Annotated in this window: 15 protein-coding genes; 14 read left to right on the plus strand and 1 reads right to left on the minus strand. The window is 68.0% G+C overall.

The window, feature by feature from the left end; genetic code table 11:
• Window positions 1-38: 38 nt before the first annotated feature.
• From VER16_RS13300 to map, 9 genes are all read left to right on the plus strand, one after another.
• Window positions 39-1,169, plus strand: a complete 1,131-nt coding sequence (locus VER16_RS13300) for a metallophosphoesterase (RefSeq protein WP_324808889.1) — start codon at window positions 39-41, stop codon at window positions 1,167-1,169.
• A gap of 44 nt (window positions 1,170-1,213) precedes the next feature.
• On the plus strand, window positions 1,214-1,579 hold the full coding sequence (locus VER16_RS13305) for a VOC family protein (RefSeq protein WP_324808891.1): 366 nt from the start codon (window positions 1,214-1,216) through the stop codon (window positions 1,577-1,579).
• 227 nt (window positions 1,580-1,806) lie between these two features.
• Entirely contained in the window at window positions 1,807-2,241 is a 435-nt protein-coding gene (locus tag VER16_RS13310; RefSeq protein ID WP_324808893.1) for a type IV pilin protein, read from the plus strand.
• Window positions 2,242-2,246: 5 nt separating this feature from the next.
• Window positions 2,247-2,756, plus strand: a complete 510-nt coding sequence (locus tag VER16_RS13315; protein ID WP_324808895.1) for a pilus assembly FimT family protein — start codon at window positions 2,247-2,249, stop codon at window positions 2,754-2,756.
• A complete protein-coding gene (locus VER16_RS13320; protein WP_324808897.1) occupies window positions 2,740-3,177 on the plus strand; it encodes a hypothetical protein in 438 nt (145 codons plus the stop codon). The genes VER16_RS13315 and VER16_RS13320 overlap by 17 nt, the downstream gene beginning before the upstream one ends.
• Window positions 3,174-3,878, plus strand: coding sequence for a hypothetical protein (locus VER16_RS13325; protein ID WP_324808899.1), 705 nt, complete (start codon window positions 3,174-3,176; stop codon window positions 3,876-3,878). Before VER16_RS13320 ends, VER16_RS13325 begins: the two co-directional genes overlap by 4 nt.
• A 56-nt stretch (window positions 3,879-3,934) precedes the next feature.
• Complete coding sequence (locus VER16_RS13330; protein WP_324808901.1) at window positions 3,935-6,202, plus strand: hypothetical protein; 2,268 nt, start codon at window positions 3,935-3,937, stop codon at window positions 6,200-6,202.
• A 72-nt stretch (window positions 6,203-6,274) separates the two neighbouring features.
• Complete coding sequence (locus tag VER16_RS13335) at window positions 6,275-6,487, plus strand: ParD-like family protein (protein ID WP_019659200.1); 213 nt, start codon at window positions 6,275-6,277, stop codon at window positions 6,485-6,487.
• A 10-nt stretch (window positions 6,488-6,497) separates the two neighbouring features.
• Window positions 6,498-7,280, plus strand: a complete 783-nt coding sequence (map, locus tag VER16_RS13340; RefSeq protein ID WP_324809574.1) for a type I methionyl aminopeptidase — start codon at window positions 6,498-6,500, stop codon at window positions 7,278-7,280.
• Here the strand turns inward: map and VER16_RS13345 are convergent.
• Complete coding sequence (locus tag VER16_RS13345; protein WP_324808904.1) at window positions 7,277-7,891, minus strand: LysE/ArgO family amino acid transporter; 615 nt, start codon at window positions 7,889-7,891, stop codon at window positions 7,277-7,279. The genes map and VER16_RS13345 overlap by 4 nt on opposite strands.
• A 106-nt stretch (window positions 7,892-7,997) precedes the next feature.
• Here VER16_RS13345 and VER16_RS13350 point away from each other — a divergent pair, with 106 nt between their 5' ends.
• From VER16_RS13350 to VER16_RS13370, 5 genes are all read left to right on the plus strand, one after another.
• A complete protein-coding gene (locus tag VER16_RS13350) occupies window positions 7,998-8,891 on the plus strand; it encodes a LysR family transcriptional regulator ArgP (RefSeq protein WP_324808905.1) in 894 nt (297 codons plus the stop codon).
• Window positions 8,892-8,978: 87 nt separating this feature from the next.
• Window positions 8,979-10,391, plus strand: coding sequence for a TolC family protein (locus tag VER16_RS13355; RefSeq protein ID WP_414716051.1), 1,413 nt, complete (start codon window positions 8,979-8,981; stop codon window positions 10,389-10,391).
• Window positions 10,384-11,397, plus strand: coding sequence for an HlyD family secretion protein (locus VER16_RS13360; RefSeq protein WP_324808907.1), 1,014 nt, complete (start codon window positions 10,384-10,386; stop codon window positions 11,395-11,397). The genes VER16_RS13355 and VER16_RS13360 overlap by 8 nt, the downstream gene beginning before the upstream one ends.
• Window positions 11,382-12,569 (plus strand): ABC transporter permease, encoded by a 1,188-nt coding sequence (locus tag VER16_RS13365; protein ID WP_324808909.1) that lies wholly within the window; start codon window positions 11,382-11,384, stop codon window positions 12,567-12,569. The genes VER16_RS13360 and VER16_RS13365 overlap by 16 nt, the downstream gene beginning before the upstream one ends.
• The gene (locus VER16_RS13370) at window positions 12,566-13,696 is read left to right on the plus strand and encodes an ABC transporter permease (RefSeq protein ID WP_324808911.1); all 1,131 of its coding nucleotides are present in this window, start codon (window positions 12,566-12,568) and stop codon (window positions 13,694-13,696) included. The genes VER16_RS13365 and VER16_RS13370 overlap by 4 nt, the downstream gene beginning before the upstream one ends.
• Window positions 13,697-13,700 lie beyond the last annotated feature (4 nt).

Consider the following 13,700-nt stretch of genomic DNA (forward strand, 5'->3'; position numbering starts at 1 on the left):
TCGGGCCCGCCTTCTTTTGACCCGCCGAGGAACCCACCATGCTGCACCGCCGCCTGCTCCACCCTGCCCTGCTGCTGTTGATGCTGGCCCTGCTGGGTGCGCCGTCGCTGCAGGCACGCGAGGTGGCCGCGCCGGCCGAGCATGTCGACGCCGATGGTCCCTACGTGTTCCGCGTCGGCGACCAGCTGCGGGCGAAGTGGATCTGCGGCGACCAGGTGCAGATGCGCACCCTTCCGGCCGATGCCGAAGGCACCGATTTCACCCCGCAGTGTGGCTACGCCCACAGCGTGCATGTGCTGCCGCCGGTGGCGCCCTCGGTGTCGGTGCTGCCGGCCACGCCGCGCATCGTTGCGGTGTCCGACATCCACGGCCAGTACGGCCTGCTGGTGCGGCTGCTGCGCGCCAACAAGGTGATCGATGCGCAGGACCACTGGGCACTGGGCAAGGACACCCTGGTGATCGCCGGCGATGTGTTCGACCGTGGCCCGCAGGTGACCGAGGCGTTCTGGCTGCTGTACGGGCTGCAGCAGCAGGCCGCAGCGGCCGGCGGCGCGGTGCACTTCGTGCTCGGCAACCACGAAACCATGGTGCTCTACGACGACCTGCGCTACGTCAATCCCAAGTACCTGCGCAGCGCCCAGCTGCTGGGCCGCAGCTACCCGCAGCTGTACGCGGGCGATTCGGTGATCGGCCAGTGGCTGCGCACCCGTCCGGTGCTGCTGAAGATCGGTGACACCCTGTTCCTGCACGGCGGCATCTCGCCCGAGGCGGTGCAGCTGGCGCTGGACCCGGCCGCGACCAATGCGGCCTACCAGGCTTCGCTGGGCACACCCAAGGCCGAAGTGAAAGCCAACCCGGCCACCGCGCCGCTGTACGACGGCAAGACCAGCCCGATCTGGTACCGCGGCTACTTCGATGGCCAGCTGGACAGCAACGGCGTGCAGGCGGTTCTCGACCAGCTGCACCTCAAGCGCATCGTGGTCGGCCATACCTCGATGCCGCATGTCAGCACCTTCCATGGTGGGCGCGTGATCGCCATCGACAGCAGCATCAAGAACGGCGAGAACGGCGAGCTGCTGTTCATCGAGAACGGCATGCTCAGCCGCGGCCTGCTGGACGGTACGCGGGTACCGCTGGCCGAAGGCGTTCCCGGTCTGGAGGACCGGTAGCGTCGAGCCTGCTGGACTGCCGCTACCGACCCGGAATCCCCACCATGCCCCAGACCGTCATCCCGCAACTGCGCATGCTGCATGCCGACACCACCCTGCCCTTCTACCTGCAGGGCCTGGGCTTCAGCGTCGATTGGGAGCACCGCTTCGAACCGGGCATGCCGTTGTTCGCCCAGCTCACCCGCGATGGCCAGACCCTGTTTCTCACCGAACATGCCGGTGACTGCCAGCCCGGTGGCGCGGTGTATTTCAAGGTCGAGGACGTGGACGCGGTGTACCGGGCCTTCAGCGCCGCCGGCGTACCCGTTCCACAACCACCGCACGATACCGACTGGGGCACCCGCGAGATGCTGCTGCTCGACCCCAGCGGCAACCGCTTGCGGTTCGCCACGCATCGCGACGCGGCCTGACGCCTGCACGACGTGACATTGCGACGCACCAATTGACAATCATGACTGGGATGGAATTGTAATTTTTGCGTGATAGACTTCACAAAGTGGAATACGCATTCACATGCCTGTTCTCTTTTGCTTCAGCAGTTTGGCGCCGCTCCCACCGAGATCGGGCGGTTCATTCGTGAAGGATGCACGTCGTGTTGCGACGCAACATATAGGCGGTGTCCAAGGAAAGGACAGGCATGTACCGCACCGTCATTCGTCCGCAGGCCGCGCGTCACAGCGCCGGCTTCACCCTGATCGAACTGATGATTGTCGTGGCGCTGCTGGCCATCCTTTCGATGATCGCCCTGCCGGCTTACCAGAACTACGTGCTGCGTTCGAAGATCCGCCTGGCGCAGAGCGATCTGCTCGCGCTGTCGGCCAACGTCGAGAACTTCCGCCAGCGCACCCTTGGGGTGCCCAGCGACCAGGCCCAGGCTGAGCGTGGCTGGGCGCCGGCGTCCCGCAGCGCCGATTTCAGCTTCGCCTACAGCACCGAGGGCGGCAGCTACACACTGAAGGCCACGGCCGGTGATGCGCTGGGCAAGGCCGCCGGGTGCACGCTGAGCCTGGATGCCACGCTCGCCCGCTCGGTCAGCAGCGAATGCGGCACCGTCGGCGTATCGGACTGGTGAGGCCCATGCCCCGCCTGCGCCAGCAGGGTGTCACGCTCATCGAGCTGATGATCACCCTGTCGATCGTCGCATTCCTGCTGATGGCCGCCGCGCCCTTCGGAGCGCACTGGGTGCAGAGCAACCGCCAGATGCAGGCCCGCAGCCTGCTGTGGGAAGGTGTTTCGCAGGCACGGGCCATCGCGCTGCGCAATCCGCAGGCGCAGGCCATGGGCACGCCTGCAGCCACCCTGCAGATGCGCGCAGGCCAGCTGGAAGTGGTGGTACCCGGGATCGATGCCCCGCTGTGGACCGCGCCGCTGCGTGCGGGGGTCAGCCTGAAGCTGACCGACCACGACGGCTACGCCGATGCGTCTGCCATGCAGGCCACCGGCCATCCCGCGTTCGACTGCCTGAATTTCGACATGCGCGGCCTGCGCCTGCCGGGCGCGTCGGGCTGCACCGACAGCGCGCTGTCGCTGAACCGCATCGCCATTGGTCTTGCCAACCAGGATCCGCTGTATGTCGACCTGCTCTGACCACCGCCCGCGCCGCCGCAGCGAGCGCGGCGAAGTGCTGCTGGAAGCCCTCATCGGGGTGCTGCTGACATCGATCATCGCCGCCGGCCTCGCCCACGTGCAGGCACGACTCATGCAGGACCAGCGCACCACCAAAGTCGAGCGGCTGGTGGTGGGACAGCTGCGCAACCAGTTGCAGACCAGTGGCATCGGCCTGTGCGCAAGCGCATCGCTGCAGTTGCCGCTGTCGGACACGCTGAGCCGTACCGCCACGGTCAGCTGCGGCGGCGAGCCGCGGCTGAGCGTTGGCGTGGCCGGCGCAATGCTGGACATCGACGCGCCCGCCCAGGTGGACCTGACAGTGAAGGCGCAGGACCTGGAACTGGATGGCGGCCAGGCTGATGAGTCGGCCGTCGATCTGCGCCTGTCGAGCCGGCAATGAGCCGCTGTCCGGCACGCCGCCAGCGCGGCCAGAGCCTGATCGGCGTCATGGTGGGCCTGGTCATTTCACTGCTGTCCATCGCCGCCATGCTGGTGATGTACAAGAACATGGTCGAAAGCAGCGGCAACGCCGCACGTGCGGCCCAGCGCGACGGCCAGGTGGCCTCGGCCCTGTTGTCGGCGCAGATCGATCTGCAGCAGGCCGGCTTCGGCATTGCCGCCAGTGAAGCGTTGGCCACGCGGCTGGCCATCAGCGACGAGGGCAGGCAGGTGGTCTGGCGCTTCAAGCCCGCGCTGGGCCAGGCCGACCAGTGTGCCGGACTGCGGCTGGTGGAGGACAGCGAAGGTGGCGTGGAACGTGGCCTCTATCACCTGCCCCCCAAAGCCTGCAGCGACGTCGCCGGGCAGACCTGGAGCACCCTGCTGCTGCAGCCGATCGCGGGCAGCGCCGCGTTCTTCACCCCCACCCAGCGTGACGGGTCGGCGCTGACCGGCAGCGACCGCGAGATGGGGGCATTGACCCTTCAACCGGCCGAGAGCCAGGACGGTTACCGCTTCGTGGCCACCACCCGCAACTGCCTGCCGTTTGGCCAGCAGACCACGGTTGCAGGCGCGGCACAGCAATTGAGCCTGCAGCAGTCCAGCAGCGATGTGCTGTTCAGTGTCTGCCTGCCCAACCTGGCCGAGCCGGCCACCCCATGAGAGCCCCCCGGATGATGCTGCGCCCCCACGCTTCGTTTCCGTCCCGGCAGCGTGGCATGGCCACGGTGTACATCGTGCTGGCCGTTGGCCTGGCAGTATCGGTCACCGTCGCTGGCTCCATCTATGCCCTGCGTGGCAACGTGCAGCGCCAGGTCACAACGCATTCGGTGACCGCCGCACAGGCGGCGGCCTGGCGCGGAGTGGAAGTGGTCCGTCGCTATCTGGAAGCGGTCGACAGCACCACCCTCAGCCAATGGGCCTCCGGCAGCGGACTGGTCCTGCCGGCCACCGTGCAGGGGCTGGGCGAGCTGGGAATTCCGGATGGCAACGCCCGTATCACCGCCTTCAGCGGTACCGGCAGCAGCTTCCAGGCCACGGTCAGCATCACCGCATTGGCCGGCACCGGCGCAACCACGACCAGCGCCACGGTGGAAGTGGTCTATGACATCGGCGCCGGTGCAGGCAGCAGCAGCGGCGGCGGCCAGTGCGCAGTCATTCCGGTGGCGCCGCTGGTGTTCAACGGCAACCTGGAAATCGGCGGCGCCGCGCTGGACGTGCGCAATGCCGACGGCTTCGAGCAGATCGCGGTGAACGGCAACATCACCCAGAACGGCTCCAGTTCCACGATGATTTCAGGGTGCGCCACCGGCAACATCAGCCTCAACGGCGGTGGCGTGGTCAGTGGTGGGCACCTGTTCGCCGGTGGCACGTTGCTGATGGATGCGATGCAGACGCCCAGCGACGCCACGCTGTGGGCTCGCAACATCACCATTACCCAGGGCACCAGTGGCGGACGCCTGACCGCAGTACAGGCCGGTGCCTACAGCACCGAGGTCTACAACGGCGACACCCGCATCGGTACCGCCGATGTCGGCGGGCGGCTGGTGCCCTCCACGGTCAGCGGCGGCCTGCCCTGGAGCGTAGGTACGGTGGTGCCTGCCACCACCATGCCGGTGGCGATCACCCTGTCCACCGGCGATGTGTTCCTGCTGGACCTGCCGCGTGTGCAGATCGACAGCAGCAACGGTACGGTCACCGGTGCAGCAGCGGCCGAGCGCCAGTCCGGCAGCAGCAGCACGCCCCTGCCCGACCGCCTGACCTTCCGCGCTGTTGGCATCGCCGGCGGCACGGTGAAGGTGGCCTCGCCCACCATCACCACCACGTGGGGCCATCTGGTCCAGATCAGCGGCTACGACGGGGTGTTCGGCACCGTACAGGCCAATGGCGATCTGGAAATCACCCAGGGGCGTTTTGATCGCATCGTTGGCGGCCGTGACCTGATCGCGAAACAGGGCAACTACTGGTATGGCTACCCGACCATCGGCAGTGGCGACATTGCCGGCATCCTGCGCGATGCCAACGGCGCCAAAGCGGTGGCCGACCCCTCGGTCCTGCCGAAGAACCTGCGCGAACAGCAGACCGGCACCTCGCCGGGGCTGCCCGGCATTCCCTTCTGTGACACCCGGGTCAACGCCATCGACGTCAGCAACTACCGGGGTGCGGCCAACTACATTTTCGAATGGAAGGACGATGCGCCACGGCTGACGATCCAGAACGTGACCACCGCCGACGGACGCTCACTTGCAGGCCAGTACAACCTGCTGACCGATGACCTGCGGCGGTTGCCCGGCCTGGACCAGGAGTTCCTGGCCTGCAACTGGAACGTCTACCCGCAGGCCAGCGCCCATTGCTTCCGCGACAAGACCGCCAGCAGTGCCTGGTCGTTGAAGGGGCTGCGCGCGTTCCCGCGCGGCGTCGCCTGGTTCGACAACGATTTCACCGTTGATGGCCAGGGCATGACCAGCAATGACGGGGTCAAGGGTCTGATCAACACTGTCATCGCCAAGGGCGCGGTCAACCTGACCACCTCCGGCAGTGACTGGGTACTGACCGCACCGAACTTCGCCACGCCGGCACAGGTCTGCAGCGGCGCGCTGCGGCCCACCCAGCTGTGCGACATGACCGGTGCCACCCCGCAGTTCACCGAGTGGAAGGACACCGACGGCGTCAGCCATCGCGGAATCCCGACGGCGAACATGGCCCTGGTCACCGAAGGCCAGGCGACCTTCGGCAGCTGGACCATCAACGGCAATGTGCTGCTGGGGCGTGGCTTGGGCAACAACGCCGCGCGTACGCTCATCAACGGCACGCTGACCGTGGGCAGCAATGCCGCCGGCAGCAACACGGCCATCGGTTCGGGCGGGGCCACGGTCACTGTGCCCAGCAACAGTGACCAGCAGTACCAGCCCGGCATCTGCGAGGCCCCCGTCACCACGCCCGGTACCGCGGCCTCGGCCAGCGTGCGCTGGAGCCGCTACCTGTAGGCACCGGCCCACTTGAGCAGGAATATACGAATCATATATGCTTCGTATATTCCTTGTGAGGGCCTGCCAACCATGGGCATCGTCAACATCGATGACACCCTGCACGACCAGCTGCGTCGTGCCTGCACCGTCTCCAGCCGCTCGATCAACGCCCAGGCCAACTTCTGGATCCGCGTGGGCATGCTGTGCGAGATGAACCCGACCCTGAGCTTCCAGGACATCGTCGCCAGCGAACTGCGCGCGGCCGGCGTGCAACCGCCGCTGCTGGCACCTGGACAGGCCTGAGCCGATGGCGATCATCAAGCGCCCCGATGAGATCGCGCTGATGGCCGAATCCGGGCGCCTGCTCGCGCAGGTGTTTGCCGCACTGGACGCGCTGCCGCTGGAAGGTCGCAGCACGATGGACATCAACGACTTCGTCGAGCGGATGATCGTCGATGAGCTGCATGCGCGGCCGGCCAGCAAGGGCCAGTACGGCTTTCCGTACGTGCTCAATACCTCCATCGACAGTGTCATCTGCCACGGCGTGCCCAGCCACGAGGACGTGCTGCGCAGCGGGCAGATCGTCAACCTCGACATCACCCTGGAAAAGAACGGCTACATCGCCGATTCCAGCACCACCTACCTGGTGGGCGAGGTCGACTATGCCGCGCGCAAGCTGGTGAAGGTGGCCTACCAGGCCATGTGGAAAGGCATCGCCGAGGTCCGCCCCGGCGCACGCCTGGGCGACATCGGCCACGCCATCGCCCGCCATGCGCGCAGCCACGGCTACAGCGTGGTGAAGGAATACTGCGGCCACGGCATCGGCCAGGAGATGCACGAAGACCCGCAGATCCTGCACTACGGCCACGCCGGCACCGGCATGGAACTGCAGGAAGGCATGGTCTTCACCATCGAACCGATGCTCAACCAGGGCAAGCCGGCCATCCGCCAGCTGCCCGACGCATGGCCGGTGTACACGCGCGACGGCAAGCTTTCCGCGCAGTTCGAACACACCGTGGCGGTGACCGCGCAGGGCGTGCGCGTGCTGACCCTGCGCCCGGGTGAAACACCGCTGTGCGCGATTGAAACGGCCTAGAGCGGACGCAGCAGCAACAGCAGCGCCAGGCTGGCCATGAACAGCGCGATGCCCGCATCCAGCACGCGCCAGGCGGTCGGGTTGCGGAACAGCGGCTGCAGCAGCCGCGCACCATGGCCCAGCGCGCAGAACCACAGCACGCTGGCCACGCAGGCGCCGCCGGCGAACGCCCAGCGCAGATCACCGGGATAGCGCGTGGACAGGCTGCCCAGCAGCACCACCGTGTCCAGGTAGACGTGCGGGTTGAGCAGGGTGAAGGCCAGGCAGGCCAGCAGCACCTGGCGCCGGTTACCGCCCTCGCTGCTGGCGGCCGCCAGTGCGCTGCCACCGCGCCATGCCCGCAGTCCGGCCTGCAATCCGTACCAGCCGAGAAACGCCGCACCGCCCAAGCGCAGCACCTGCAGCAGCAGCGGCCAACGCAACACCAGCGCGCCCATGCCACCGGCCCCGGCCAGGATCAGCGCGATGTCCGCGCCCATGCAGGCCAGCACCACCGTGCCCACGTAGCGGCGCTGCAGCCCTTGGCGCAACACGAAGGCGTTCTGCGCGCCGATGGCGATGATCAGGCCGGCGCCGGCCAGCAGGCCGGCCACAGCCGCAGTGATCCACATGGGGAAGTGCCAGTCATCGGGGAAGGACGCGCAGGGTGGCGCCTGCGGGCAGTTAAGGCCAGCTGGTTTTCCTTTATCCTGTGCAGAAAAACTGAAGGGACCCGGCATGGACCTGGTACACCCGCAACTGGCCGCCTTCGCCGCGGTGCTGGAGGAAGGCAGTTTCGAAGCCGCCGCGCGCCGCCTGGCGATCAGTCCGTCGGCCCTGTCGCAGCGGATCAAGGCGCTGGAAGACCGCCTGGGCCAGGTGCTGCTGGTCCGCCAGGCGCCCTGCCGGCCCACCGCCGCCGGTGAAGTGCTGCTGCGCAGCGTGCGGCCGATGCAGGCGCTGCAGGCCGAGGCGCTGGCCGAACTGCTGCCCGAACGCGGCAACGATGCCACCCGCACACCGATCCCGCTGGCAGTGAACGACGATTCGCTGGATACCTGGTTCGTTGCCGCCATCGCCGATCTGCACCAGCGCCATGGCTACCTGTTCGATCTGCGCATGGACGACCAGGACCACACCCTCGAACTGCTGCGCGATGGCAGCGTGCTCGGCGCGATCAGCGCCGAAGGCCGGCCGTTGAAGGGCTGCAACGTGCACCCGCTGGGGGCCATGCGCTACCACGCCATCGCCTCCCCGGCCTTCGCCCGCCGCTGGTTCGGCCAGGGCATGCAGGCCGATGCGCTGGCCGTGGCGCCGATGATCGTGTTCAACCGCAAGGACGAACTGCAGGCGCGTTTCATGCGTCGCCTGACGCGCGCGCGCCTGCAGCCACCGGTGCACTACCTGCCCTCCTCCACCGGCTTCGTGGAAGCGGCCGCACGCGGGCTGGGCTGGTGCCTGGCGCCGGAAACCCTGATCGCGCCTGCACTGGCTGCAGAACAGATCGTGGTGCTGGAACCGCGCCGCTGGCTGGATGTGCCGCTGTATTGGCAGCACGCGGCGGTACGTTCCAGCACCCTGCAGCACATCACCCAGGCACTGCGCAGCGCCGCAGCGGACATCCTGCGCTGAGGCAAGCGCGCTGCGGCCGCGAACTACAACGGCTTCACGGCGCATCAACTAGTTTTTGCCGGACTCTTTACGGATGACGGACCCGACGTGCACCTGCAACGTCTTTCCCCGCGCCGCCACCGCGCACGCGGGCCACTGCTGGCCTCCGCCCTGCTGCTGACGGCCACCGGTTTCGCCCAGCCCATTGCCGACCCCGCTGCGGTGCCTGCACTGCACTGGGAACAGGCACGGCAGCGGCTGGAACAGGTGTCCGATGCGCTGGCGGCGGCCGATGCCGGTGTGCGCAACAAGCAGGACCTGCAGGAGGCCACGCGCCTGCTGCGGCTTCCCGAGATCACCGGCGAAGTCCGACGGCTGCAGTTCCAGAAGACCCTCACCCTGCCCTTGGGCTCGCTGGCGCCGGTCGCCGAGGCCTACGGCATCGACTCACCACTGACCTTCACCGAGCGCGACTGGCGCACCCGCCCGGTGGTGACCGCCGTGCTGCCGCTGTACACCGGTGGCGTGATTCCTGCCGCACAGCGCGCGGCCAGCGCCGCGAGTGAACAGGCCAGCGCCGAACGCGAGGCGCAGCGGCAGTCGCTCACCGTGCAGCTGGCCCAGGCCTATTTCGGCCAGCGCCTGGCGGAACAGGCGGTGGACGTGCGCCGCGACGTACGCGACGGGCTCAACCGCCACCTGTCCGATGCGGAAAAACTGGAACGCGAGGGCTTCGCCACCCGCGCCCAGCGCCTGCAGGCCACTGTGGCCCGCGACAAGGCAGAGCGTGAGTACCAGAAGACCCTCAACGACCTGGCCACGCTGAAGGCTGCGCTGGCCACCCTGCTGCGCAGCGGTGGTGACGTGCAGCCGCTGTCGCCCTTGTTCGTGCAGCGCGCGCCACTGGAACCGGTCGCCAGCTTCGAGCGCACCGCGCAGGCACGGCAGCCGCAGATCCGCCGTCTGCAGGCGATGGTTGCCCAGGCCGAACAGGGCGTGCGCGTGCAGCAGGCCAAGTTGAAGCCGCAGATCTTCGCGTTCGGCCAGTACGACTTCCGCCGCCGCGATGAAATGCTGACCGACCCGGACTGGGCCTTCGGCATCGGCCTGAAGTACACCTTCCTCTCGCCCAGCTCGCGCCCGGCACAGATCAGTGCAGCACGCGCGCAGCAGGAACAGGCCGAAGCCGGCCTGCGCGAAGCCGAGAACCAGGTGGCCCTGGGCGTGCGCAAGGCATGGAACGAACTGGAAAGCGCGCGCCAGCAGTTCGTCCTGCTGGACAGCAGCATCGCCCAGGCACAGGAAAACCTGCGCCTGCAGGAACTGGCCTTCCGCGAAGGCCAGGCCACCTCGCTGGATGTCATCGACGCGCGGCTGGGCCTGGGCGGCGCCCGCGTCGAACGCGCGCAGGCGGCCTACCAGTACGACATCGCCCTGGCACAACTGCTGGAAGTGAGTGGACAGATGGACCGTTTCGAAGACTATCGACGCCGTGCGGACGAGGTGATCGACCATGAGTGATGTGCTGCACGACGAATCGACCACGCCCCCCGGCAAGCGCCGCGTGGGCATCCTCCTGGTGGTGGTGCTGCTGGCCGTGGTGGTGCTGGGCCTGTGGCTGGCCTGGCGGCAACCGGCCGACCAGATCCAGGGCATGGCCGACGCCGATACCCTCAACGTCGCCGCCAAGATCACCGCGCGTGTGGCCGAACTGAAGGTGCGCGAAGGCGACCGCGTGCAGGCCGGGCAGATCCTGTTCCTGCTCGACAGCCCCGAAGTGGCGGCCAAGGAACAGCAGGCCCAGGGCGCGCTTGCGGCCGCACAGGCGGTGGCCGACAAAGCCGACGCCGGCGCACGCAGCGAGGACATCCGCGCTGCGGAAGCCAACTGGAAGCGGGCCGAGGCCGGTGCCACCCTGGCCGAAGCGACGGCCCGCCGCGTGCAGAACCTGTTCAACGAAGGGGTGATGACCCGGCAGAAGCGCGACGAAGCGCAGGCCCAGGCCACCAGTTCACGCGAACTGGCCCGTGCGGCACGCGCGCAGTACGACATGGCACTGGCCGGCGCCCGCGAACAGGACAAGCGCGCCGCGCAGGGCCAGGTGCAGCAGGCGCAGGGGGCGGTTGCCGAAGTCAACGCAGCGCGTACCGAAGTGGAAGGCCGCGCGCCGGTCGCGGGCGAGATCAACAAGCGCATGGCCGACCCGGGTGAACTGGTGCCGGCAGGCTATCCGGTGTTCACCCTGGTTGATATCGATCAGATGTGGGTGTCGATGAACCTGCGCGAATCGCAGATGCAGGGCCTGAAGGTCGGCAGCACGCTGCGCGGCAGCATTCCGGCACTGGACCAGGACGCCGAATTCAAGGTGTATTTCATCAACCCCGCCGGCGACTACGCCACCTGGCGCACCACCCGCCAGTCGTCCGGCTACGACGTCCGCAGTTTCGAGGTGCGGGTGCGCCCGGTACGCCGCATCGAGGGCTTCCGCCCCGGCATGAGCGTGCTGTTCGCATGGCCGCAGCACTGACAACGGGCAGCACCGGCTTCGCTGCATCGTGGCGGCGCGAACTGCGCTCGCTGCGCCACAGCCGTGCTGATCTGCTGCTGGTCACCGTGCTGCCGCTGCTGATGCTGGTGTTGATGGCATGGATGTTCAGCCCCTCGGTGATGCGCGATGTGCCCATTGCCGTGGTCGACCTGGACCACAGCAGCGACAGCCGCCTGCTGCTGCGCATGCTCGACGCCAGCCCCGGCGTACGCGTGGCCAGCCAGCCGGTGCACATCGAAGAAGCCCGCGCGCAGCTGCGCCGGCTGCAGGTCTACGCCATCGTGCTGGTGCCGCGCGACGTCACCCGGCAGGCGCTGCGCGGCCAGCCGGGCACGGTGTTCGCCTATTACAACGCCACCTACATGACCACCGGGCAGTCCGCCGCACGCGACATCGGCGAGGCAGTGACGGCGTGGAATGCTCGCCTGCTGCGCGAGCGCATCGCCCTGCAGGTCGGCCCGGCCAAGCTGCGCGCCGCGCCGATCGCCGTGCAGTCGGACATCCTCTACAACCCTGCGCGCAGCTACGAGCTGTTCCTGCTGCCGCTGATCTTCCCGGCGGTGCTTTCGCTGGTGCTGGCGCTTGCCGTGGCCGGCAGCCTGGGCCGCGAGATCCGCGATGGCACCCTGCCCGGCTGGCTTGGGCGCACGCCGTGGCCAGCACTCGCCGGCAAGATCGCACCGTATGTCCTGCTGTTTTCGCTGTACGGCGCGCTGGGTGTGGCCTACCTGGCCTGGCTGCGCGGCGACGGCATCGCCGGCAGCGTGTTCCTGCTGCTGCTCGGCCAGCCCCTGTTCTACCTGGCCACTGCGGCCTACGCCCTGTTCTTCGTCGGCATCACCCGTGACATGGGCACGGCGCTGTCGGCCGTCGGCCTCAGCATCGGGACCGCGCTGGCCTTTTCCAGCGCCACCTTCCCGGTCATCGACGCACCGCTGTTCACCCGCATCTGGCACCTGCTGCTGCCGCTCAGCGCCTACATCAAGCTGCAGACCCAGCAGCAGTTCGTCGGTGCACCGCTGGCGGTGTCGCTGTGGCCGCTGGCCACGCTGCTGCTGATGATCATCATCGCCGGTGGCCTGGGCGGCTGGCGCCTGCTGGCGTTCGCCCGCAGCACGCAGGCCGCGCGATCGGTCGGGGCCGACACATGAGCGCGGTCTGGGCCAGCCTGCGGCAGACATTGCTGGCGGTGCTGCTGGACCGCTACGCCATCGTGGTGATGGTCGGCGCGGTCATCCTGTACTCGTTCTTCTACCCTGCCGCGTACCGGCACCAGGTCGCCGGCAACCTGCCGATCCTGGTGGTGGACGAAGACCACAGCGCCACCAGCCGCGAACTGCTGCGCAGACTGGATGCCCCGCGCGTGGCCCGCGTGGTCGGCCAGACGGCCGGCATCGACAGCGCGCGCCGTCAGCTGGAAGCAGGCGATGCCGAAGGCATCGTGCTGATCCCGGCCAACCTGGAACGCGACATCCTGCGCGGCCATCCAGCGAAGCTGGTCCTGCTTGGCAACGGCGCCTACCTGGGCCGCGCCAGCTGGGTGCTGGGCAGCGTGGCCGACGCACTGGGATCGTTCGGGCGCGAGGCGGTGGTCACCCAGGCTGCCTTCATGGGCGTTCCGCAGGCGCCGCCGGTCACCCTGGTGCAGCGGCCGCTTTACAACACGCAGGAAGGCTATGGCAGCGCCATCGTGCCCGGCGTGGCCGAACTGATCGTGCACCAGACCCTGCTGATGGGCATCGGCGTACTGCTCGGCGGGCGCCGCCTGGCACTGGGCCGTCGCCTGCGCTTCGACCTGCCCACGCTGACCGGCATGGCCCTGGGTTTCGGCCTGATCGGCCTGTTCGGCCTGCTCTACTACACCGGTTTCACCGCCTGGGTGCAGGACTACCCACGCGGCGGCAATCCGCTGGGCCAGCTGCTCGGCGGCACCTTGTTCATCGCCGCCACGGTAGCCTTCGGCCTGTTCGTCGGCAGCTTCTTCCGCACCCGCGAACGCGCGTTCCAGTACATCATCGCCACGTCCATCCCGCTGTTCTTCCTGGCCAACCTGTCCTGGCCCACGGTGATGACACCACAACCGCTGGTGTGGCTGTCGCAGCTGCTGCCGACCACCTCGGGCATCAACCTGATGGTGCGGTTGACCCAGATGGACGCCCGCCTGGCCGACGTCAGCCACGAACTGATCACCCTCGGCGCACTGCTGCTGCTCTACGGCACCCTCGCCGCCTGGCGCCTGCACGAAAAAAAGGGGACGGAGGGGATTGATCTGAATTAATCCC

Origin of the sequence: Stenotrophomonas sp. (assembly GCF_035634915.1) — a bacterium.
GTDB lineage: Bacteria > Pseudomonadota > Gammaproteobacteria > Xanthomonadales > Xanthomonadaceae > Stenotrophomonas.